General features: G+C 73.4%; 17 protein-coding genes and 1 pseudogene. 7 read left to right on the forward strand and 11 right to left on the reverse strand.

Translation table 11 applies throughout. The features are described 5' to 3' along the window. The first annotated feature begins 27 nt into the window (after positions 1-27). Together ABIE45_RS20305 and ABIE45_RS20310 are read left to right on the forward strand one after the other, a co-directional pair. Positions 28-783: a GDSL-type esterase/lipase family protein gene (locus tag ABIE45_RS20305; protein WP_192709239.1), complete on the forward strand. Its 756-nt coding sequence runs from the start codon at positions 28-30 to the stop codon at positions 781-783. A gap of 24 nt (positions 784-807) precedes the next feature. Beyond that, positions 808-1,101, forward strand: coding sequence for a hypothetical protein (locus tag ABIE45_RS20310; protein ID WP_192709238.1), 294 nt, complete (start codon positions 808-810; stop codon positions 1,099-1,101). Positions 1,102-1,170: 69 nt separating this feature from the next. On the opposite strand, the gene ABIE45_RS20315 is transcribed toward ABIE45_RS20310, so the two are convergent. Further along, on the reverse strand, positions 1,171-1,944 hold the full coding sequence (locus tag ABIE45_RS20315) for a GNAT family N-acetyltransferase (RefSeq protein WP_192709237.1): 774 nt from the start codon (positions 1,942-1,944) through the stop codon (positions 1,171-1,173). Between the two features lie 2 nt (positions 1,945-1,946). Beyond that, positions 1,947-4,826: an amino acid adenylation domain-containing protein gene (locus ABIE45_RS20320; RefSeq protein WP_192709236.1), complete on the reverse strand. Its 2,880-nt coding sequence runs from the start codon at positions 4,824-4,826 to the stop codon at positions 1,947-1,949. A 176-nt stretch (positions 4,827-5,002) separates the two neighbouring features. On the opposite strand from ABIE45_RS20320, the gene ABIE45_RS20325 reads away from it, so the two are divergent. Genes ABIE45_RS20325 through ABIE45_RS20335 form a run of 3 tightly spaced genes read left to right on the forward strand, consistent with a single transcriptional unit; the run spans position 5,003 to position 8,797 of the window. Next, a complete protein-coding gene (locus tag ABIE45_RS20325; protein WP_192709235.1) occupies positions 5,003-6,025 on the forward strand; it encodes a GNAT family N-acetyltransferase in 1,023 nt (340 codons plus the stop codon). A 31-nt stretch (positions 6,026-6,056) separates the two neighbouring features. After that, positions 6,057-7,388: a lysine N(6)-hydroxylase/L-ornithine N(5)-oxygenase family protein gene (locus tag ABIE45_RS20330; protein ID WP_192709234.1), complete on the forward strand. Its 1,332-nt coding sequence runs from the start codon at positions 6,057-6,059 to the stop codon at positions 7,386-7,388. After that, positions 7,385-8,797: an MATE family efflux transporter gene (locus tag ABIE45_RS20335; protein ID WP_209578378.1), complete on the forward strand. Its 1,413-nt coding sequence runs from the start codon at positions 7,385-7,387 to the stop codon at positions 8,795-8,797. Before ABIE45_RS20330 ends, ABIE45_RS20335 begins: the two co-directional genes overlap by 4 nt. A gap of 24 nt (positions 8,798-8,821) precedes the next feature. On the opposite strand, the pseudogene ABIE45_RS20340 reads toward ABIE45_RS20335, so the two are convergent. Continuing rightward, positions 8,822-9,307 (reverse strand): annotated as a pseudogene (locus tag ABIE45_RS20340) (sigma-70 family RNA polymerase sigma factor); the annotation flags it as partial. A 340-nt stretch (positions 9,308-9,647) separates the two neighbouring features. Here ABIE45_RS20340 and ABIE45_RS20345 point away from each other — a divergent pair. After that, positions 9,648-10,043, forward strand: a complete 396-nt coding sequence (locus tag ABIE45_RS20345; RefSeq protein ID WP_192709232.1) for a DUF3307 domain-containing protein — start codon at positions 9,648-9,650, stop codon at positions 10,041-10,043. A gap of 33 nt (positions 10,044-10,076) precedes the next feature. Here the strand turns inward: ABIE45_RS20345 and ABIE45_RS20350 are convergent, their stop codons facing one another. The 8 genes from ABIE45_RS20350 to msuE form a co-directional block, all read right to left on the reverse strand. Beyond that, positions 10,077-12,332, reverse strand: coding sequence for a cyclic nucleotide-binding domain-containing protein (locus ABIE45_RS20350; RefSeq protein WP_192709231.1), 2,256 nt, complete (start codon positions 12,330-12,332; stop codon positions 10,077-10,079). Positions 12,333-12,566: 234 nt separating this feature from the next. Continuing rightward, positions 12,567-12,836 carry a hypothetical protein gene (locus tag ABIE45_RS20355; RefSeq protein ID WP_192709230.1) on the reverse strand — a complete coding sequence of 90 codons (270 nt, stop codon included), beginning with the start codon at positions 12,834-12,836 and terminating at the stop codon, positions 12,567-12,569. A gap of 149 nt (positions 12,837-12,985) precedes the next feature. After that, on the reverse strand, positions 12,986-14,161 hold the full coding sequence (gene ssuD, locus ABIE45_RS20360) for an FMNH2-dependent alkanesulfonate monooxygenase (protein ID WP_192709229.1): 1,176 nt from the start codon (positions 14,159-14,161) through the stop codon (positions 12,986-12,988). A 115-nt stretch (positions 14,162-14,276) separates the two neighbouring features. Then, positions 14,277-15,128, reverse strand: a complete 852-nt coding sequence (locus ABIE45_RS20365) for an ATP-binding cassette domain-containing protein (RefSeq protein WP_192709228.1) — start codon at positions 15,126-15,128, stop codon at positions 14,277-14,279. Then, positions 15,128-15,910: an aliphatic sulfonate ABC transporter permease SsuC gene (ssuC, locus tag ABIE45_RS20370; RefSeq protein WP_192709227.1), complete on the reverse strand. Its 783-nt coding sequence runs from the start codon at positions 15,908-15,910 to the stop codon at positions 15,128-15,130. Before ssuC ends, ABIE45_RS20365 begins: the two co-directional genes overlap by 1 nt. Then, positions 15,910-16,971 (reverse strand): sulfonate ABC transporter substrate-binding protein, encoded by a 1,062-nt coding sequence (locus ABIE45_RS20375; RefSeq protein ID WP_192709226.1) that lies wholly within the window; start codon positions 16,969-16,971, stop codon positions 15,910-15,912. The genes ssuC and ABIE45_RS20375 overlap by 1 nt, the downstream gene beginning before the upstream one ends. A 15-nt stretch (positions 16,972-16,986) precedes the next feature. Beyond that, complete coding sequence (locus ABIE45_RS20380) at positions 16,987-17,946, reverse strand: aliphatic sulfonate ABC transporter substrate-binding protein (protein ID WP_192709225.1); 960 nt, start codon at positions 17,944-17,946, stop codon at positions 16,987-16,989. 8 nt (positions 17,947-17,954) lie between these two features. Next, positions 17,955-18,521: an FMN reductase gene (gene msuE, locus ABIE45_RS20385; protein ID WP_192709224.1), complete on the reverse strand. Its 567-nt coding sequence runs from the start codon at positions 18,519-18,521 to the stop codon at positions 17,955-17,957. Between the two features lie 568 nt (positions 18,522-19,089). On the opposite strand from msuE, the gene ABIE45_RS20390 reads away from it, so the two are divergent. Beyond that, positions 19,090-20,025, forward strand: coding sequence for an SMP-30/gluconolactonase/LRE family protein (locus ABIE45_RS20390; protein WP_192709223.1), 936 nt, complete (start codon positions 19,090-19,092; stop codon positions 20,023-20,025). Positions 20,026-20,061 lie beyond the last annotated feature (36 nt).

A 20,061-nucleotide genomic window follows, 5' to 3' on the forward strand; every position in this document is an offset into this window, starting at 1 on the left:
GATCCTCCACGTCTGCTCAGGACACGCATGCGCGCTTCATGGATCGGGAAAGCCGCCCGGCACTGGCGTCACGGCCGGATCGTCGGCCGCCGCTTCGCCGAGCGGCGCCCCGCCATCGGCATCGCGCTCCGCGCCGCCGGGCCGGACAGCGTGCTGCTCGCCGGCAATTCCCACGCGGAGTTCCTCGGGACGCCGGATTTCGGTGGCCGGCCCTGCATCAACCTCGCCGTCGGCGGCAGCACCGCGGCCGATTGCGCCGGGCATCTGGCGGCTCTGCGCGTTCCGGTCCGTTGCGCGGCCTCGGTGCTGATCATCGGCACCAACGACATCCAGCGCTGGCGGCATCCGGAGCGGGCCCGGAGCGTCGAGCGCTTCGAGGCGCAGGCCCGACGCATCCTGCGGATCCTGGAGGGCTGGTCGGCGCGGGTCCTCGTAGCCGCCGTCCCGCCGATCGGAGCGTGGGCGACCGGCCGGGATCCGGCCGCGATCGCCGCCTTCTCCGGCCGCCTCGCGGCGCTCTGCGCGGAGCGGGGCCACGGCTTCATCGACCCGTTCGCGGCCCTGCGCGACGGCCCCGGGGGCCTTGCCGGGCCGGGCCTGTACAGGGACGGCGTCCATCTCGCCGACTACACGGCTTTGGCTGCCGAGATCGTCCGTCTGGCGGTGAACGATCCGGCCCTGTCCGCGTCGCGGACGGTCCGCGCGGTTGCGCCGGCCTCGGTGCCGCCCCTGCGGGTCCTGCACGCGGCCTGGGGCTCTCCGCCCATGAGCCTCCGCCCATGAGCCTCCTCCCATGAGCCTCCGCCCATGAGCCTCCGCGCCCGCCCGGACGGGCCCGGGCACCCTGTGCCCGTGCGCGCCTGGCCGGAGGATGAGGCGCTCTGGCTCGACGAGAACGGCGTCCGGCGCCCCCGGGCCGCGCGCCACGTCCTCGCGAGCCTGGCGGCCCTCGACCGCCGGGGCCGGTACGCGGCCCGCGCGGAGGGCGCGGCCCGTATCCTGACCGGGCCGGTCAGCGCCCTGGCGCTGCGCGACGCCGAAGCCGCGATCGGCTTCGTCTTCAGCGTGACGCCCTACGGGTATGGCGAGGAGGCCTTCTGAGGGCGTGGGGGACTGTCACGCGCGGGGCGCACCCCGACACGGCGCACGACCTGGGACGGGCCGCCCCCGCTAGGGCGGGCTCGTGCACAGCAGGGTCGGCGCGCAGACCGCCCGGAAGCCGGCCCGGGCGTAGAGCGCCTCGACGGCGCCGCCGGCCGGGCATTGCAGGAAGACCTGGGCGGCCCCGCGCGCCCGCGCCTCGCGCAGGGCCGCGGCGGTCACGGCCGTGCCCAGTCCCCGGCGCTGCCGGTCGGCCCGGGTGCTGACGTTGTAGAGCCCGGCCGTGTCGCCGCGCAGGTAGAGGCTCGCGCAGGCCGCCGGGCCGCCGGCATCGCTGAGGACGATGTGGACCGGCGCGAGCCCGGGCCGCCCCCGGGCCGCCCGGAGCGCCGGCAGGTAGTGGCGGCGCAGATGCGTGCGCACGGCGGGGTCGTCGGAGAGGTTGGCGAAGACCGCCTCGAAATCCGGTCCGGGCGCGGGGGCGGCGTGCACGGCGACCGAGGCGCCCGAGAAGGCCTGCGCCGCCGGCGGCCGCGCCACCATCCAGCACGCCGGATAGCGGGCGGCGGGCTCGAACAGGGCGTCCAGGGCCGCGACCTCCGCGGCGTCGCGGGCCAGGAAGGCCGGCGCGCGGGCGCGCCCGAGGGCCGCCGCCCCCGCCCAGGCGAACTGGTCCGGACGGCGCACCCCGTAGGCGAAGTTCAGGGTCGGGTCCGGGATGCCGCGCGACCAGACGTAGCCGGCTCCTCCGGGCCCGTGCTCGACCCCGTCGATCAGGGAGCCGGTCAGCGCCGCGACATGGGCGTCGCGCAGGGCCTCGAACGCACAATCGGGGTCCCGCATGGTCAGACCGCGCTCCAGACCGGGGACGCGGCCGTCAGCGCGGCGATCCGGGCGTGCAGGTGCGGCGACAGCACGATGTCGAGATGGTCTGTCTCCGGGACGGTCTCCACCGCGAGGAGCCGGCCGGTGAGCGGAGCCCAGTCGATCACCGGCAGGCCGCGAGCCAGGGAGTCCGCGGCCACGAAGCTCCGGATCGGCACCGCGCCCGGCTCCAGCCGCAGGGCGCGGAACTGGATGGCGTGGTCGACCAGCGTCCAGAGCATCCGCTCCCGGCTGCCGACCTCGGGTCCGTCGGCGGGGAGCGGCTGCGGCTCGGCGGCGAGGAAGCGCAGGAACTGCGCCTCCGCCTCCGGATCCATGCGGGCGCGCAGGGCCTCCCAATGGGGCCGCATCGGCGCGCGTTCGAGCCAGGCCGCCAGCATCGCCGCGTGCGCCGCCCGCTCCTCGGGCCCGAGGGGCCGGCCGGCGCCGGGGGCGAAGGTGGGCTCCAGCCCGCAGGCGTCGAGCATCCCGACCCAGTCCAGGGGGAAGTCCGGGCCGAGAAGGCGGGCGGTCTCGTAGGCGAGAACCCCGCCCCAGGACCAGCCCAGGAACACGCAACGGCCCGCCCGGTCGCGCATCAGGGCGCGCACCCGCTCGGCATAGGCGGCGGCGAGGTCGGCGACGGCCGGCAGGGGCCGCACGTCCTCGACCAGCGAGGCGCAGAGGAAGCCGTGCGCCGCCTGCTCCGGTCCGAGATGGGCGACCAGGGGCTCGTATTCCCGAGTGCTGACGAGCAGCCCCGGGAACAGCACGAGCAGCGGCCGGCCGCTGCCCGGGCGTCCGGCGGACAGCCGGACCATGGGGGCCGGCCCGTCCTCGGCGGAGGCCGCGCCGGCCTCGATCCGGGCCGCCAGCTCGGCGATAGTCGGATCGCGCAGGAGATCCGCCACCCCGATCCCGCCCCGGGGCGCGATCAGGCGCAGGCGCGCCACCAGCCGCAGGGCCGAGAGGGAATCGCCGCCGAGATCGAAGAAGCGCCGATCCGCGACCCGGACCGGGAAGCCCAGCACCTCGGACCAGATTCCCGCGAGCCGCCGCTCCGTGGCGGTGCCCGGCGGCCGCCCACGCCGGTCGTCGGCGGCGGGATCCGGCAGGGCGTTGCGGTCGAGCTTGCCGTTGGCGGTCACCGGCAGCCGGTCGAGCAGGGTCAGGCTCGCCGGCACCATCGGCTCCGGCAGGGTGCGGGCGAGGCCGGCGCGCAGGCGCCCGGCCTCGAGACGCCGGCCGGGGGCCGGGACGACGTAGCCCGCCAGATAGGCGCCGGCCGGCCCGTCCCGGCGCAGGATAATGGCCTGCGCGACCCCCGGCAGCCCGCGGAGCGCCGCCTCGACCTCGCCGATCTCGATCCGGTGGCCGCGGATCTTGACCTGGTCGTCCGCCCGGCCCGCGAAGGCGAGGCTGCCGTCGGGCCGCCGCCACACCCGGTCGCCGGTGCGGTACATCCGGCCGCCGCCTTCCGCGAACGGGTCCGGCAGGAAGCGCTCGGCGGTGAGCGCGGGCTGCCGCCAGTAGCCCCGGGCGAGGCCGCCGCCGATGTAGAGCTCGCCGGTCTCCCCCTCCCCCACGGGTTCGAGGTCGGGCCCCAGCACGTAGGCCGCCCGGGCCCCGACCGGTCCGCCGATCGGCGCGTAGGGCTCGTCGAAGGTCGTCTCCGGCGGCACCTTCCAGATCAGCGGCGAGATCACGCACTCGGTCGGTCCGTAGCCGTTGATCAGCAGCCGGGGCTTCAGGGCGCGGCCGAGCCGCGCGAAGGTCTCGCGGGCCATGCCCTCGCCGCCGAAGGAGTAGACTTCGACCGAGGGCGCCGCGCCCAGCCGCTCGGCCCATTCGGCAAGCTGGCCGATGAAGCTCGTGGGAAAGCCCGCATGGGTCACCCGGTGGCGGCGGATCTGCGCCAGGGTCTCGGCCGCGGTCCAGAGCTCGGGTCCGCGCAGCACGATGCAGCCGCCGGCGATGAGGGGCGTCATCCAGCGTTCGTGGGCGCCGTCGAAGGCGAAGGACAGGACGTGGAGCTCGCGCGAGGCCTCGCCCATCGCGTAGGCCGCCGCGGTGGTGCGGCAATGCATGGCGAGCGGCCCGTGCTCGACGAGGACGCCTTTCGGCGTGCCCGTCGAGCCCGAGGTGTAGATCAGGTAGGCCGGATCCTCCTGCTCCGGCATGGCGGTGGCCGGGCCGTCGGGCAAGGCGGCGGCGAAGGTGGCGGCCAAGGCGGCGGAATCGAGCCGCGCGATCCTGGCGGGCAGAGCGAGGCGTTCGGCGATCTCGGGGATCGTGAGACAGTGCGCAATGGCGGCATCCGCCAGCATCATCCGCACCCGGGCCGCCGGGTAGGCGGGATCAAGCGGCAGGAAGGCGGCGCCGGCGCGCATCACCCCAAGCAGCGCCACGATCAGGTCCGGGGACCGGTCCAGCGCCACCGCGACCCGGTCGCCGCGCCCGATCCCGCGCGCGGCGAGCCCGGCCGCCAGGGCGGCCGCCCGGGCGTCCAGGGCGCCGCGGGTGAGGATCTCCCCGTCGAACAGCACGGCCGGCCGCTCCGGTGCCGCCGCGGCGAGGCGGGCGAGGCGGGCCGGGACGGTCTCGCGGTCGGCGTCGGGGGCGGGCTGCGTCGCCTGGGACGGCCCGGGCGCGTGCGCCGGATCCGCGATCCAGGCGCGCGCCGCGTCGATCCCGCAGGGATCGCAGGCGCGCGTCCAGCCGGTGGGCAGCGCGCGCCGAGCCGGCCAGAACGCACCGTGCCCGGCCCGGTCGAACGCCACCACCACCGGGCCCTGGGTCCAATCCGCTCGCGTCTCCGCGCTCGCCTCCGCACTCGCCTCCTGGCCGGCCTGCCTGTCCATCCGCTCGCTCCTGCGCCGCTCCGGGCCTCGACGGACTGACGGTTGAAGCGGGGTGGCGTTCACGGCGGCGTACCCGCGGCGGCCGGAACGGCATCCGCGCCCGTCGCCTGAACACCGCGCGGCCCCAACCGTCAGGGAGGTGCCGGCGACACGCGCCGGCGCCACCCGGAGGACGGATGACGGACGCTTCGAGGCCCAGCACGCACGACGGCGGGACGGACGACGCGGCGCGGGTTTCGCTCGCCCTGGACGGGACCCGGGAGGCGCCGGTGATCCGCCTCAACGGCCTCAACGGCCTCGGCGATCCGGCGGAGGCCGCGGCGGCGATCCTCGCGCGCGCCGAGGCGCTGACCGCCGCGGACACGCGGGTGCTGCGCATCGGCGTCGAGGCCGATCCGGACACGGCCGGGCGGCTGCTCGCCCTCGGGGCCGCCCGGCGCATCGGCGGCGGCGTCGAGATCCTGCCGGGCCTGCTCTGGCAATGCGCCGCCCGCTGGCTCCCGGCCGTCCGGCCCCCCTTCCCCGAGCTGTTCACCGTCACGCAGGGCCGCCGGCACCCGCTGCGGCCCGAGACGCCGGCCGGCACGGTCTACGCGCGCACCATCCCCTGGCTCGGCCGGCGCTTGAGCTTCCGGACCCTGACGGAGCCCGGAGACGTCATCCTGTTCTCGACCTGGATGAACGATCCCCGGGTCGCCGCTGTCTGGCAGGAGACCGGCAGCCTCGCGGCGCACGCCGCCCATATCGCCCAGCTCCAGGCCGACCCCGCGACCCTGCCGTTGTTCGGCTGTCTCGACGGGACGCCGTTCGGCTATTTCGAGCTGTACTGGGCGCGGGAGAGCCGGCTCGGTCCGCTCTACGAATCCGGCCCCTACGATCGCGGCTGGCACGTGGCGATCGGCGACGAAGCCGTGCGCGGGCGGCCGTACCTCTCGGCCTGGCTCCCCTCGCTGATGCACTATCTGTTCCTGGACGAGCCGCGCACGCAGCGCATCGTCGGCGAGCCCCGGGCCGACCACGCCCAGCAGATCCGGAACCTCCACGCCTCCGGTTTCGCGACGATCGCCACCGTCGATTTCCCGCACAAGCGCGCGGCCCTGGTCGCCCTGTCGCGGGCGCATTTCGTCCGCGACCGGCTCTGGGTGCCGGGCGCTGCGGCCGCCGACGCGGCGCCGCGGCCCCCGTCCGTGCCGGTCTAGACCCTCCTCCGATCGAGCAGAGACGCGCGCGATGACGGATCACCCCGCAACCGACGACATCATCGGCATCGGCTTCGGCCCGGCCAACCTGTCCCTGGCGATCGCCCTGCAGGACGCCATGCGCGACGGGCCGCCCCGACCCGCCATGCGCTTCATCGAGCGGCAGGCGCAGTTCGGCTGGCACCGGGCGATGATGCTGCCCGGAGCCGACATGCAAATCAGCTTCGTGAAGGACCTCGTGTCCCTGCGCGACCCGACGAGCCCGTTCAGCTTCCTCAACTACCTGCACGTGAAGGGGCGGCTCAGCACCTTCCTCAACCTCAAGACCTTCAACCCGTCGCGGGTGGAGTACAACGACTACCTCGCCTGGGCGGCGGATCGCTTCTCCGACGTGGTGGCCTACGGCGAGACCGTGGAGGCCGTGCGGCCCGAGACCCGGGACGGGCGGCTCGCCGCCTTCGTGGTCGAGGCCCGGGACGGGGCCGGGGCGCGCCGCCTGCGCCGCTGCCGGCACCTGGTCGTGGCGGCCGGCGGCGACCCGGCGATCCCCGCCCCCTTCGCGGCGCACGCCCAGGACCGGCGGGTGATCCACTCGTCCTGGTACCTGCCGGGGATCGCGCAGGCCCTCGGTGCGCCGCGCCTCGACGGGCCGGAGCCGCGCATCCTGGTGGTGGGCGCGGGTCAGAGCGCCGTGGAGATCGCCACCGATCTCGGCGAGCGCTACCCGCGCGCCCTGGTCGATCTCGCGATCCGCGGACCGGCCCTGAAGCCTGCGGACGACAGCCCCTTCGTCAACGAGATCTTCGACCCGGCCGCCGTCGACCGCGTCCACGACGCCCCGGAACCGGTGCGGGCCGAGCTGATCGCCGCGCACCGGTCCACCAACTACGCGGTGGTCGACGCGGACCTGATCCAGGATTTCTACGCGACGCTCTACGAGCAGGAGGTCAGCGGCGTGACCCGCTACCGGCTGCGGCGCAGCACCCGGGTGGTGGCGCTGGAGCCGGCCGCCGAGGGCTTGTGCGCGACCCTGCGCGACGACGTCGCCGGGATTGAGGAGCGGCAGCCCTACGCGGCGGTGATCTGCGCCACCGGCTACCAGCGCGCCACGGTGCCGGCGATCCTCGATCCCGTGCGCCCGTACATGGATGGCGCGACCGCGGACCGGCACTACCGCCTGCCGCTCGTCTCCGCGGAGCCGCGGGTGAGCCTGCACCTCCAGGGCTTCAGCGAGCCGACCCACGGGCTGACCGAGACGCTTCTGTCGATCCTGCCGGTGCGGGCCGGCGCCATCGCGCGCACGATCCTCGACGCGGAGCGCGCGGCCCGCGCCGCGATCCGGCCCGCCGCGACGGCGCCGTGAGGCGGCCGGTCGACCTCGACCAGGACGGGGTCGTCGCCCTGGTCCTGCGCCTGTCGGGCCCCGCCATTCTCGGGATCTCGGCCCACGCGCTGCAGATGCTGGTCCATGCGTGGTTCGTGGCCGATCTCGGCGCGGCGGCCATCGCCACCATCGCCATCGCGTACCCGGTGACGCTGCTGGTCGCGGCGCTCGGCTACGGCGCCGGGATCGCGGCGGCCTCGCAGGTCGCGCGGGCGCTGGGTGCGGGCGACCGCCGCCGGGCCGACGCGGCCGCCGCCCTGGGCTTCTGGCTGAGCCTGCCGGCCGGGCTGGCGGTGACGGCCGCGATCCTGATCGACACGCCGTTCTGGCTCGGCCTCCTCGGGGCCGATGCCGCGCTGGCCGAAGCGGCCACCCCCTACACCGCGTTGTCCACCCTGGGCACGGCCCTGATGCTGGTGATGATCGTCGGCGGCTTCATCGTGCGCGCCCAGGGCCACGCGCGCCTGAGCGGCGCCATCATGATGGCGGGCTTCGGCCTGAACATCCTGCTCGACTGGGTGCTGATCCGCGTCTGCGGCCTCGGCACCGCCGGCGCGGGCTGGGCGGCCATCGGCGCGCAGCTCGCGGGGGCCGGAGCTTACGGCCTGCACTTCGCCCGGGCGCGTGGCCCGGACCGGATCCGGTTCCGATGGCCCGGCGGCCGGAGCGCGGCCGGTCTGCTGCCGGAGGCCCTGCGGCTCGCCGTTCCGGCCACCGGTTCCAGCCTGCTCGCGGCCTTCGCGATGGCGCTGTTCGTGGAGGCCGCCGCCCCCTACGGCGACGCCGCGGTCGCCGCCCAGGGCATCGCCCTGCGCCTGACCCTGGTGGCGGCCCTGCCGCTGCTCGGCATGATGGCGGGCGCCCAGGCGGTGCTCGGCCACGCCGCCGGCGCCGGCCGCCGGGACCGCCTCCACCGCGCCCTCTTCTTCGTGCTGGCCGCTGCCCTCGTCTACGGGGCCGCGGTCGGCGGGCTGATGCTCGCGCTGGCGGGGCCGCTCGTCGGGGTGTTCGCACAGGATTCCGACACAGCCCGTGAGGGCGCCCGCGCCCTCACGGTCTTCGCCGCCGCCTTCGTGCCCGTGGGCCTACAGCTCACCGCCGCGACCCTGTTCCAGGCGATCGCCGCGCCGCGCCGGGCCGCGGCGGTGTCGCTGGCCGCGCAGGGGCTGGCGCTGATCCCGCCGCTCCTGATCCTGCCGCCGCTCATGGGCTACACGGGGGTGCTCGCCAGCCGGGTCGCGGCGGAGATCCTGGCGGACGGGCTGGGCTTGGTGCTGATGCTCGCCTGGCTCGCGGAGGCGCGCCGGGCAGGCCTCGCAGCGGCGGTCGAGGGCCGCGAGGCAGTGCAGGTGCCCCCGACGCACGAGACCGCACACCAGGGCGCGTGAGACGCCGAGCCGGGCCGCGATCTCGGTCTGCGGCACGCCCTCGACCCGGTGCAGCCGGAACGCGGTGCGCACCGGCTCCGGCAGCTCGGCCACCGCGGCCTCGACCTGCCGCAGGGATTCGCGCGAGGCCGCGGCCCCCTCGGGCGTCCCAGCCCCGGCATCGGCCGGGTCCGGGGCGTCGTCGAGGCCGGTGAACAGGCGCCGTTCGAAGCCGCGCCGCCGCGCCCGATCGAGGGCGAGGTTGCGCACCATCCGCCCGACATAGGCGGCCAGGATGCCCTCCGCGGCCGCGGGCGGATCGGCGATGAGCCGGAGCATGACATCCTGGACCACGTCCTCTGCCTGTGCCGGGCAGCCGAGGATGCGGCGGGCGCTCGCGAGATAGGTGACGCGATGGCGCTCGAACACCGCGAGGGCGCCGAACCCGGCCGCGTTCGTGGTTTCATCGCGGCCGTCGTGGATGACGTCGTGCCCGACGTCGCGCTTCAAGGTCGCCACTGTCGCGCTCACATTGTCACGCTTGCACGGTCCATGCAGGTGTGACGGCTAACACGCGCACCATTTACCAAACAATATTTATCTTCATGAATTAGAACGATTAAAAACTCATCGACATCAGGTCTATATATAAACCACGGGATTTTTTGCTTTGCGACCGTGGGAAGATACTTTCCTCCTGCCGGCGTTCTGAATTTTTCATTCTCTATGCTGGGGCCGGCACGGGCCCCCGGGCACCCGGCGTCCACGCCCCGCTGCGCGTCAGGGCAGGACCGGGCGTGTATGCTGGCCCGTCCCCGATTCGGGTCTCGGACCTGTTCCCCGGGGCCGGAGGAGGAGAGCCAGGGCCGCGATGCCGTCCGTCGACACGCCTGTTCCGGTTGGGGCCTTCGCGCTGCTGTTCCTCGCCTTCGCGGTGAAGCAGCTCGGGGCGGATTTCCTCCTGCAGAGCACCTGGATGGCGCAGGGTAAGGAGCGCGGCTCGGGCTGGCTCGCCCCGCTCTGCGCCCACACCGCCCTGCACGGCCTCGGCACCCTGCTGATCGCCCTGATGGTCCAGCCGGCCCTGTGGTGGCTGGCGCTTGTGGATTTCGCGATCCACACGGCGATCGACCGCGGCAAGGCCCTGGTCGGCCAGCGGACGCGCCTGCCGCCCACGGACGCCCGGTTCTGGTGGCTGATCGGCGCCGACCAGTTCCTGCATCAGGTCACCCATATCGGGCTCGCCGTGGTGCTGGCCGCGGGCTGAGCCGCGGCCTGCCTCCCGGTGCCCCCGGGCGACTCACTGCATCTCGGCCTCGAGCAGGCGGTTCGTGTCGGAGACCTTGCCGGCGAGTTCCAGGATCAGGAAGCGCTGGAAGAACAGCGCGAGGTCGGGCCGTTCCCGTTCCATGCGGGCGAGGGCGGCGCGATCGATCCCGACCACCCGGCAGGACGTCTCGGCGATGGCCGTGGCGGTGCGCCGGCCGCCCTGCACCAGCGCGATCTCGCCGATCACCGTCCCGGCCGTGGTCGTGCGCAACCGCAGGTTGGCGCGGCCGGGCACCTCCATCTCGATGGAGACGACGCCCGTCTCGAGGAAGTACAGCGCCTCGGCCGCTTCGCCCTGGCGCATCAGAACCGCGCCGGCCGAGAGGTCGCGCACCGTCATGTAGGGGGCGAAGTCGCCCGGGCCGGAGGCGCCGCCCAGCCGGTCGGCCATGTGCCGGGCGAAGACCGCGACCTCGCCCGGACCGGCGCCTCCGGCCTCCGCGAGCAGCGTCGTCTCCGCGGCCCGCAGGGCCTCGTCCAGGGTGTCGAGGATCCGGATCCGCGCTTCGCCGGCGAGGCCGTTGCGCGTAACCTGCCGGAGCGCCCGCGGTGTGAGATGGACCAGCAGCACGTCGAAGCCGCGCTGCTCGGCGAGCTGCCCGATCTTGCGGAACGCGATGAGCGCCGAGCTGTCGAGCCCCACCGTCTCGCGGAAATCGAGGATCAGGACGCGCAGGGGCCCGGCCTCCGCGGCGGCCCGCCGGTAGACCGCCTGCGCGTTGAGGAAGAACAGGTAGCCCTGCAGGGTGTAGATCCGGGTGCGGCCGCCGGCCGCCTCGAGCCGGGCGGCTGCGTCGGGACCGCGGATGACGCTGCTGCGCCTCTCCGCCCCGGACAGCGACCGGCGGATCGCGCCGATCTGCCCGTACTCGACGCCGAAGATCAGGATCGCCAGGACGACGCCGACCAGGAAGCCCGTGGTCGCGCCGAAGAACGCGGTGGCCGCGCACACGACCAGCGCGATGGCGATCTCCCAGGCCGGAAGGGTGCGGCACGCGAGCGACAGGTTGAACAGCAGGCCGATGCCGATGGCGATCAGGGCGCCGCCGGCCAGCGGGCGGGGCAGCAGCGCGAGGGGGCTCGCGCCGATCACCAGCAGCGCCGCCATGACCGCGAGGGTCAGCCACCAGCCGAGCCAGTGGCCGCCGCCGATATTGTGCAGCAGCAGCGTCGAGGTCCGGCCGAAGCCCATGGCGGAGCTGCCGAACAGGCTGCCGACGAGGTTGGTGGCACCGGAGGCGACGAAGATCCGGTCGATGTTGAGCTCGCGCCGGATCTCCAGCTCGACGCTGACCACGTAGAGGATCTGGATGATCACCGCGACGATCACCAGGGTGGCGATCTTGGGCCAGATCGGCAGGAGCAGGTGCGGATCGAAGGCCAGAAGGCTGCCGATGGCCGGCGGGCGCAGCAGGGAGCCCGCCGGCAGCGGCTCGATCAGCCAGCCCGCCCCTTGCGCGGCGCCGATGCTGGTGCCCGTCCAGGCCAGGCCGAGATGCACGACGACGAGGCTCGCCAGGATGACCGTGGGATAGGTCCCCCAGTGCCGGACGATCCGGGGCAGGTAGAAGGCGCAGAATCCGATGGCGAGCGTCAGGGCGATGCGCGCGAGGGCGCCCGCATCAATCCGGCCCGAATCGAGGGTCGCCGGATCGATGGCGCGGACGACCGCCCCGAGCGGATCGTCGACATGGCCGCCGATCTGCACGCCGCTGCGCAGGAACAGCAGCCCGACGCCGCCGAGGAAGCCGGCGAGCACCGGGTAGGGCAGGAGCTGGGCCAGCAGCGAGGCCCGCAGAGTGCCGAGCAGCGCGAAGACCACGCCGGCCGCGAAGGTCGAGACGCCGCAGGCGACGAGAACGAGCTGGCCGACCGTCTCCGGATCGGTCACGCCCGCTTCCTCCAGCTGCCCGGCCACCGCCGCGGCGATGGCCGCCTGCACGATCGCGGCCGCACCGATGAAGGAGAGCGAGACCCGCGCGGTCCGGCGGATCGCGATGAAGACCAGGCTGCCCAGAACGTAGGCCGCGAGCAGCGCCGACAGGCCGGCGGCCCGGCTCTCCGCCAAGGGCCCCGAGAAGATCAGCTGCGCGTAGCTGATGAGGTCGAGCAGCAGCACCATCACGGTGACGGCCGCGGCCGCGACGATGCGGGCCGCGCGCAGCAGCGCCGTCCGGGCATCCGCCCGTGGCCCGGCCGCGGCGGGCGCTATCTCGACTGTCGTCATCAGCACATCTTCCGCTGCTCGAAGTCCCGATCGGACCGACGCGGCAGATCCCGTGCTGGCGCGCGTGCGGATCGCCGCGGGTTCACGGGCTTCAAGCTTGGCCGGACTCTGTCGTAACCTGATGACAGCGAGGCGCTTAAATTATCGTGCAGGCCGGCGGCCCGGAGCCGCCCCCGGATCCTGCGCTGAGGCCGCCGCCTCGTCCCGAGATGGGGCGAAGCCGCGACGGCGCGCTCAGCGTGCCTCGCTGACGCGCCGGGTCGCCCGCTGCTCCTTCTTGTAGGCGGTGATCGCCGCCGAGCAGCCGGGGGAGAGCTTCTTGAGATTGGCCTTGAAGCAGGCTTCGACCTCCGGGCCGCCCGGCGCGTAGGCGCTGCAGTAATCCATGTAGTCGCCGGTGCAGTATTGCTTGAGCGCCTCCCGGGCCGGGGATTGCTCCGCGAAGGCCGCGGCCGGGCCGAGGCACAGACCGATGGCCAACAGGGCCGTCTTGGTCGTAGTCATGGACATCCTTTACTCGTCCAGGCCGCGCGAGCGCGTCGCGCGGCAATGGGCGGGGCGGATGGACGCCAAGGATGGCGTCACCATGACACCCGGATGGCACGATTGCAGATCAGCCATGCCCAATATTGTGAGCCAAACCGATCTGCCGGTCAGTGCGCGCCGACGCGGCGGGTCGGGACCAGGTCGTTGGCGATGATCTCGCCGAACGGGCCGTCGTTGCGGGCATTGCCCACCGGCCGGCCCGTGGTCGGGCGCAGCGGCAGCTTCGGGAAGACCAGCTCGGCGAAGCGGTAGGCTTCCTCCAGATGCGGGTAGCCCGAGAGGATGAAGCGGTCGATCCCGAGGTCGATGTACTCCTTCATCCGGTCGGCGACCTGATCGGCCGAGCCGACCAGGGCCGTCCCGGCGCCGCCGCGGACGAGGCCGACGCCGGCCCAGAGGTTCGGCGCCACCACGAGCTTGTCGCGGCTGCCGCCATGGAGCGCCATCATGCGGCTCTGGCCGACGGAATCCTGCCGCTTCAGGGTCTCCTGCGCCTTGGCGATCGTGGCGTCGTCCAGCTTCGAGATCAGCTGCTCGGCCGCCTCCCAGGCGGCGGCCTCCGTCTCCCGGGCGATCACGTGCAGGCGGATGCCGTACGAGAAGGTCTTGCCCTTCGCCTCGGCGGCCTGCCGGGCGGCGGCGATCTTGTCGGCGACCTGGGCCGGGGGCTCGCCCCAGGTGAGGTAGACGTCGCAATGCTCGGCCGCGACCTCCATCCCGGCCGGCGAGGAGCCGCCGAAATAGAGCGGCGGATAGGGCTTCTGCACCGGCGGGAAGATCACCCGGCCGTTCTCGGTGCGCAGGTGCTCGCCCTGGAAGGTCACGGTCTCGCCGGCGAGCAGGCCGCGCCAGATCGTCAGGAACTCGTCGGTGACCGCGTAGCGCGCGTCGTGGGACAGGAACACGCCGTCGCCGGCGAGCTCCACCGGGTCGCCGCCGGTGACGACGTTGATCAGGAGGCGCCCGTCCGAGATCCGGTCGAGGGTCGCGGTCATGCGCGCCGCCGCGGACGGCTCCATCAGGCCAGGCCGCACCGCCACGAGGAAGCGCAGGCGCTTGGTCAGCGGCGCCAGCGCCGAGGCGACGATCCAGGAATCCTCGCAGGACCGCCCGGTGGGCAGCAGCACGCCGTAATAGCCGAGCTCGTCCGCGCCTTGCGCGATCTGACGGAGGTAGCTGAGCGAGACCTCCCGGGCTCCCTCCTGGGCGCCGAGATAGCGCCCGTCGCCGTGGGTCGGCAGGAACCAGAGGACGTCGGCGCGCCCGTCAGTCGGTGCGGTCATCGGAATCTCCATTGCGGCCGGGGCCGGATGCGGAAAAGCCGGATCCGACGTCTCGCATCCGGCGATCTCCAAGAGCTAGAGCAGGCTGCCGCTTCGGGGCAACGGCGGCCTGCTATCAGTCGCTCGGCTGCGTGCCGAGCAGGTGATCGAGGATGCGGCCCTCGAGGCGGGCGAGATCCGGGTCGCCGCGCCGGCGCGGGCGCGGCACGTCGACCCGCAGGTCGAGGGCGATCCGGCCTTCGTCGACCACGAGGATGCGGTCGGCCAGCGCCACCGCCTCGGCGACGTCGTGGGTGACGAGGAGCGCCGTGAATCCTTGCGCCTGCCAGATCCGCTCGATCAAGTCCTGCATGCCGATCCGGGTCAGAGCGTCGAGGGCGCCCAGCGGCTCGTCGAGGGCGAGCAGGCCCGGCCGGCTCACCAGCGCCCGTGCCAGCGCCACGCGCTGACGCTGGCCGCCCGACAGGGTGGCGGGCCACTGCCCGGCCTTGTCGGAGAGGCCGACCTCGGCCAGCGCGGCGAGCGCCCGCTCCCGGCGTTCGGCCCGGGAGCCGTGGCCGGACAGGCCGACCGCGACGTTGTCGACGACCCGCGCCCAGGGCAGCAGGCGCGGCTCCTGGAACATGATCCGCTTCGGCGGCTCGGACCGGCGCGGGCTGCTGCTGTCCGGCTTTTCGAGGTCGATGCGGCCGCCGGTCGGCGTCTCGAGGCCGAGGATCAGGCGCAGCAGGGTGCTCTTGCCGCAGCCGGAGCGTCCGACCACCGCGGTGAACCCCCCGGCCGGCAGGAACAGGTTCAGGCCCTCGATGACGGCGTTGCCGTCGAAGCTCTTGTGCAGGTCGCGGACGGTGACGGCGATCCCGCGGCCGGCGGGCTCCGCGAGGGGGCGCGCCGGCGCGGCGGCGGCCTGCCGGGGATCGGTGCCGAGGTCGGGAAGGGCCTCGCGGCGGACGGCGTCGAGCAGCATCAGGCGCTCCTGTAGGCGGGGTTCCAGGCGAGGCAGGCGCGCTCGAGCTGGCGGGTCAGGGCGTCGGCGAGCTTGCCGAGGGCGGCGTAGATCAGGATCGCCAGCACGACGACGTCGACCAGCATGAACTCGCGGGCCTGCATGGCCATGTAGCCGAGCCCCGAGGAGGCCGAGATCGTCTCGGCGACGATCAGCGTCAGCCACATGATGCCGAGCGCGTAGCGCAGGCCGACGAAGATCGACGGCAGGGCGCCGGGCAGCACCACCCGGGTGAACAGCTCCGTGCGGGACATGCCGTAGACCCGGCCCATCTCCACGAGGCCCGGATCCACCGAGCGGATGCCGTGCAGGGTGTTGGCGTAGATCGGGAAGAACACGCCGAGCGCGACCAGGAACAGCTTGGCCTCCTCGCCGATGCCGAACCACAGGATCACCAGCGGAATCAGCGACAGGTGGGGCACGTTGCGCACCATCTGCACCGAGGTGTCGGTCAGCCGCTCCGACAGGCGCGACAGGCCGTTGGCGAGGCCGAGCGCGAAGCCGATGCCGCCGCCGACCACGAAGCCCGCCAGCGCCCGCAGGGTGCTGACCCCGAGATTGGTCCAGAGCTCGCCGGTCCGCCCGGCCTCCCAGCCGGCCCGGACCACGTCGAGGGGCGCCGGCATGAACCGGTTGGAGACTAGGCCGGCCGAGACCGCGGCCTGCCAGCCCAGCAGGATCACCGCCGGCACGAGCCAGGGCAGGGCCGTGTCGCGCAGACGCTCGAGCTTGGAGGGGCGCATCAGCGGTTCTCCGTCCGCTTCTCGGACTTGGTGTCGTTCGTGGGCCCGGGCGGCGTCCACACGGCGTCGGCGACCCGGATCGGTTTCGGCAGGAGGCCGAGACCGTGGAAGGCGTCGGCCACCTTCTGCTGGTCGGCGATCGCCGTCGCGTCGAGGGGTGCGACGCCGTAGGACAGGCGCCCCAGCGCGACGCTGAGGACCGGCGCGGGAATGCCCACCGAGGGGGCGAGTTCCGCCGCCACCGCCTCGGCATGGCCCTCGGCCCAGGCATCGACCTCCCCGATCGCCTTGAGCACGGCAGAGACGATCTCGGGGCTCGCATCCGTGAAGCCGCGCCGGGACAGGTAGAACTGCCGGTTGGGGGCGAGCGCCTGACCGTTGACCCCTCGCCCGTCGACCCCCTGCCCGTCGATCAGGACCCGGGCCCCGGTGGCGCGCTCGGCGGCGGCCTGGAACGGGTCCCAGATCACCCAGGCGTCGACGGAGCCGCGCACGAAGGCGGCGTTGGCGTCGGCCGGCGCTAGGAAGGCGAGCTTCACGACGTCGTAGGGCACGCCGGCCTGCTCCAGGGCGCGCACCAGCAGGTAATGGACGTTCGAGCCCTTGTTGAGCGCGATGGTCTTGCCGCGCAGCTCGGCGACACTGCGGATCGGGCTGTCCTTGGGCACGAGGATCGCCTCGCCCCGTGGCGCCGGCGGCTCGGTGGCGACGTAGCGCAGCTCCGGGCTCGCGGCCTGGGCGAAGATCGGCGGCGCTTCGCCCGCCGAGCCGAAATCGATCGCCCCGGCATTCAGCGCCTCCAGCAGCGGCGGCCCGGACGGAAATTCCGACCACGCCACCGTCGTGCCCAACGGCTGGAGCGCCTTCTCCAGGGTGCCGCGACCCTTCAGCAGTACGAGGGAGCCGTATTTCTGGTAGCCGATCCGGATGCTTCCGGCCGCGCGGGCGGGTCGCAGCATCGCGGCCGCCGCGAGGCCGAGTCCGGCGGACAGAAGCAGCCGGCGGTTCGGAGCGAGTCCGGCGGGCGGCAGGGACAGGGTGCGGAGCGATCGGTCGGTCATGGATCTCGAGAGGCGTCAGCCGTTGCGGGCGGGGGGTGTCCAGACCGCGTCGGCGATGCGGATCGGCTTCGGGATCAGTTTGAGGGCGTGGAAGCGATCGGCGACCCGCTGCTGCTCGGCGGCGACGCGGTCGGTCATCGGGCCGATCACGTAGTCGGTCCGGTCCACTGCCCGCCGCGTCGCGGCCAGCGGCACGCCCGTGCCCTGTGACAGGAGGTCCGCCACCGCACCGCGGTGCTGCGTGCACCAGGCCGCCACCTCGCCGAGCGCGTCGATCACCGCGGTGAGCACCGGGGCGCGGGTCTCCGCGAAGGGCCGGCTCGCCAGGAAGAAGTTGTTCTGCGGGGTGATGTCGGTGGCGCGTGCCAGCACGCGCACCCCCTCCCCCTGCTCGGCGATGGCGAAATACGGGTCCCAGATTGTCCAGGCGTCGATGCTGCCCCGGGCGAAGGCGGCCGCGGCATCCGCGGGCGCCAGCGTCACCGGCTCGATGTCGGCGTAGCTCAGGCCGGCCTTCTCCAGCGCCGCGATGGTCAGGTTGTGGGAACTCGACGCCTTGGCGAAGGCGACGCGCTTGCCCTTCAGCGCGGCGAGGCTGCGGATCGTGGAATCCTTCGGCAGCAGGATACCGGCACCGGACCCGCCGGCCTCCTGAGCGGCCGCGTAGACGAGGTTCGAGCGGGCGGCCTGCGCGAAGATCGGCGGCGCATCGCCGGTCTGGCCGAGATCGATGCCATCCAGCGACAGGGCTTCCAGCAGCGGTGGCCCGAAGGAGAACTCGACCCAGCGCACCGACTGCCCGAGGGGCTCCAGGCGCCGCTCAATGATTCCCTGCTGCTTGGCGACGACCAGGATGCCGTTCTTCTGGTAACCGATGCGCACCAAGCCGGACTCGGCCGCGACGGCGCGCCGGGCCGGAGCCGGTGCAAGGGGAAGGGCCGCGAGGGCGGCCAGCAGGGCGCGTCGGTCGAGCATCGGCCGCCTTACTCCGCTGCGGCAAGCGCGAGCGGGGCGGCACGATGGAGGAGCAGCGCGGCGAGCTGCCCGCCCGCCTCGGTGGCGCGGGCGCGCACGCCTCCCTCGGTGAGCACGCCCTCGCTGAAATCGGAATCGGAGGCGTAGACCGCCGTCGGGATCTGGAGCGCGCCGAAGAATCCGAAGAGCGGCCGGAAGGCGTGCTCGACCACGAGGGCGTGGCGCGGGCCACCGCCGGTGGCCACGATGGCTACGGGCTTGCCAGCGAGCGCTGCCGGGTCGACGAGGTCGAACAGGTGCTTGAACAGGCCGGTATAGGCGCCCTTGTAGACCGGGGAGCCGACCACGAGCCCGTCCGCCTCCTCGATCGCCGCGAGCACGCTGCGGGCGGCCGGCGCGAGCTGGTCGCGGCTCCAGGCGGCACCGAGACCCGGACCGGCATCGACGAAGTCGAGGATGCGGGCGTCGAGGGCGGCTTGGGCGCTCGCCTCGCGCAGCACCGCATCCACCAGGGTGCGTGTCTTGGACGGGCGCTGCAGGTTCGCGCTCAGCCCGACGAGTCTCGGTCGTGTCATTCTCGATGCCTTGCGGTGGAGCGGGATGGCGAATCGCTCCCGTCGGGAGGAGCGGAGGCTGCGCGATCGGACATCCAAACTAGCCACCAGAATTGATGGCCGGCGCGACCGACGTCAATGAAACGGCTTTCCGAATTCGTCCTTGAGAGAAAAACATTCTCCTCACGATCGCGGTTTTCGAGCCTTGTTTTATCCCGCAGGATTCGCGGATTGCGCGCGGTCGATCATGCCCGCCTGTCTGAGATCAGCCGCAGACGACGTTTTAGTCTCTTGAGCGAGCCATATCTGGGATAAATTACTCTCGAACTGCTCGCCGATGGGACATTCTGCTGATCCGCGATGATGTGTGCGGTGCGGTCCGGCGCGCGCATCGGGTGCCGAGTCGAACGGGCTGCTTCAGGGCCGAGAACCCGGGCTTCCCGGCATGGTTGTCCGGGCTGAGCGGTCTCAAGGCCCCGTCCGGGCCCCGCTCTCATGCCGCCCGTGGCGCCGCCCGGAACCGGAGGACGGTGCCGACCGGGGGTCGACCCGGCGCGGGACCATTCCCGGAAAGGAACCTGATCCCGCCATGCCAGACCTGCTGCGTCCTGCCGGGCCGTCCGATCCGGTTCCGCATGTCGATCCGCCGCAAGCGCAGGATCCCCGCTTCGCTGCCGTGATGCCGCCTGCGGCCCGGCTCGTCGCGCTCTACGATCAGGCGGTGTTCTGCGAGGGGCCGGTCTGGTGGCCGGCCCGCGGGATCCTGGCCTGGTCGGATATCGAGGGGCGACGGGTTCTCGGCTGGCATCCGGACGGGCGGGTCGAGGTGGTGATCGACGCGACGCCGTTCATCAACGGCAACACGGTCGACCGCGACGGCCATCTCGTCCATTGCGAGCACGGCAACCGCCGCCTCTCCCGCACGCGACCGGACGGGCACTACGAGGTGCTGGTGGAGTCCTACCGGGGCAACCGCTTCAACTCCCCCAACGACGTGGTCTGCGCCGCGGATGGGGCCCTGTGGTTCAGCGACCCGGCCTACGGGCTCAACACGCCGCGGCAGGGCCGCCTCGCCGAGTCCGATCTCGGCCATCACAGCGTCTACCGCTTCGATCCGGCCAGCGCCGCCCTGACGCGCGTCGCCGAACTCGGACAGCCCAACGGCCTCGCCTTCGCGCCCGACGGGCGCACGCTCTACGTCACCGACACGTCCCGCACGGCGGGGGGCGACGGGCACACGATCTACGCCTACCCGGTGGCGGCCGATCAGACGCTGGGCGAGCGGCGCGTCGTCGCCGCGGTCGAGCCCGGCGTTCCGGACGGGCTGTGCGTCGACCACCGCGGCTGGATCTGGACGAGTTCCGAGGCCGGCATTCAGGTCCTCTCGGCGGACGGCCACCGGCTCGGGCTGATCCCGACCCCGCAGGTCTGCTCGAATTGCTGCTTCGGTCCGGGCGAGGCGCGCCTGTTCATCACGTCCAAGGCGCATCTCTACGCGATCGACTTGGCCGCCGGGCCAGGCTGACCGCACCCAGCGCGGCGTCGCGCACGAAAAAGGGCC

The organism is Methylobacterium sp. OAE515, from assembly GCF_041806315.1.
Classification (GTDB): domain Bacteria; phylum Pseudomonadota; class Alphaproteobacteria; order Rhizobiales; family Beijerinckiaceae; genus Methylobacterium; species Methylobacterium tardum.

What these genes read in the sequence shown, in the direction of transcription:
- ABIE45_RS20305 (WP_192709239.1), top strand. Translation starts at nt 28, where the DNA reads ATGCGCGCTTCATGGATCGGGAAAGCCGCCCGGCACTGGCGTCACGGC.
- ABIE45_RS20310 (WP_192709238.1), top strand. Translation starts at nt 808, where the DNA reads ATGAGCCTCCGCGCCCGCCCGGACGGGCCCGGGCACCCTGTGCCCGTG.
- ABIE45_RS20315 (WP_192709237.1), bottom strand. Translation starts at nt 1,944, where the DNA reads ATGCGGGACCCCGATTGTGCGTTCGAGGCCCTGCGCGACGCCCATGTC.
- ABIE45_RS20320 (WP_192709236.1), bottom strand. Translation starts at nt 4,826, where the DNA reads ATGGACAGGCAGGCCGGCCAGGAGGCGAGTGCGGAGGCGAGCGCGGAG.
- ABIE45_RS20325 (WP_192709235.1), top strand. Translation starts at nt 5,003, where the DNA reads ATGACGGACGCTTCGAGGCCCAGCACGCACGACGGCGGGACGGACGAC.
- ABIE45_RS20330 (WP_192709234.1), top strand. Translation starts at nt 6,057, where the DNA reads ATGACGGATCACCCCGCAACCGACGACATCATCGGCATCGGCTTCGGC.
- ABIE45_RS20345 (WP_192709232.1), top strand. Translation starts at nt 9,648, where the DNA reads ATGCCGTCCGTCGACACGCCTGTTCCGGTTGGGGCCTTCGCGCTGCTG.
- ABIE45_RS20350 (WP_192709231.1), bottom strand. Translation starts at nt 12,332, where the DNA reads ATGACGACAGTCGAGATAGCGCCCGCCGCGGCCGGGCCACGGGCGGAT.
- ABIE45_RS20355 (WP_192709230.1), bottom strand. Translation starts at nt 12,836, where the DNA reads ATGACTACGACCAAGACGGCCCTGTTGGCCATCGGTCTGTGCCTCGGC.
- ssuD (WP_192709229.1), bottom strand. Translation starts at nt 14,161, where the DNA reads ATGACCGCACCGACTGACGGGCGCGCCGACGTCCTCTGGTTCCTGCCG.
- ABIE45_RS20365 (WP_192709228.1), bottom strand. Translation starts at nt 15,128, where the DNA reads ATGCTGCTCGACGCCGTCCGCCGCGAGGCCCTTCCCGACCTCGGCACC.
- ssuC (WP_192709227.1), bottom strand. Translation starts at nt 15,910, where the DNA reads ATGCGCCCCTCCAAGCTCGAGCGTCTGCGCGACACGGCCCTGCCCTGG.
- ABIE45_RS20375 (WP_192709226.1), bottom strand. Translation starts at nt 16,971, where the DNA reads ATGACCGACCGATCGCTCCGCACCCTGTCCCTGCCGCCCGCCGGACTC.
- ABIE45_RS20380 (WP_192709225.1), bottom strand. Translation starts at nt 17,946, where the DNA reads ATGCTCGACCGACGCGCCCTGCTGGCCGCCCTCGCGGCCCTTCCCCTT.
- msuE (WP_192709224.1), bottom strand. Translation starts at nt 18,521, where the DNA reads ATGACACGACCGAGACTCGTCGGGCTGAGCGCGAACCTGCAGCGCCCG.
- ABIE45_RS20390 (WP_192709223.1), top strand. Translation starts at nt 19,090, where the DNA reads ATGCCAGACCTGCTGCGTCCTGCCGGGCCGTCCGATCCGGTTCCGCAT.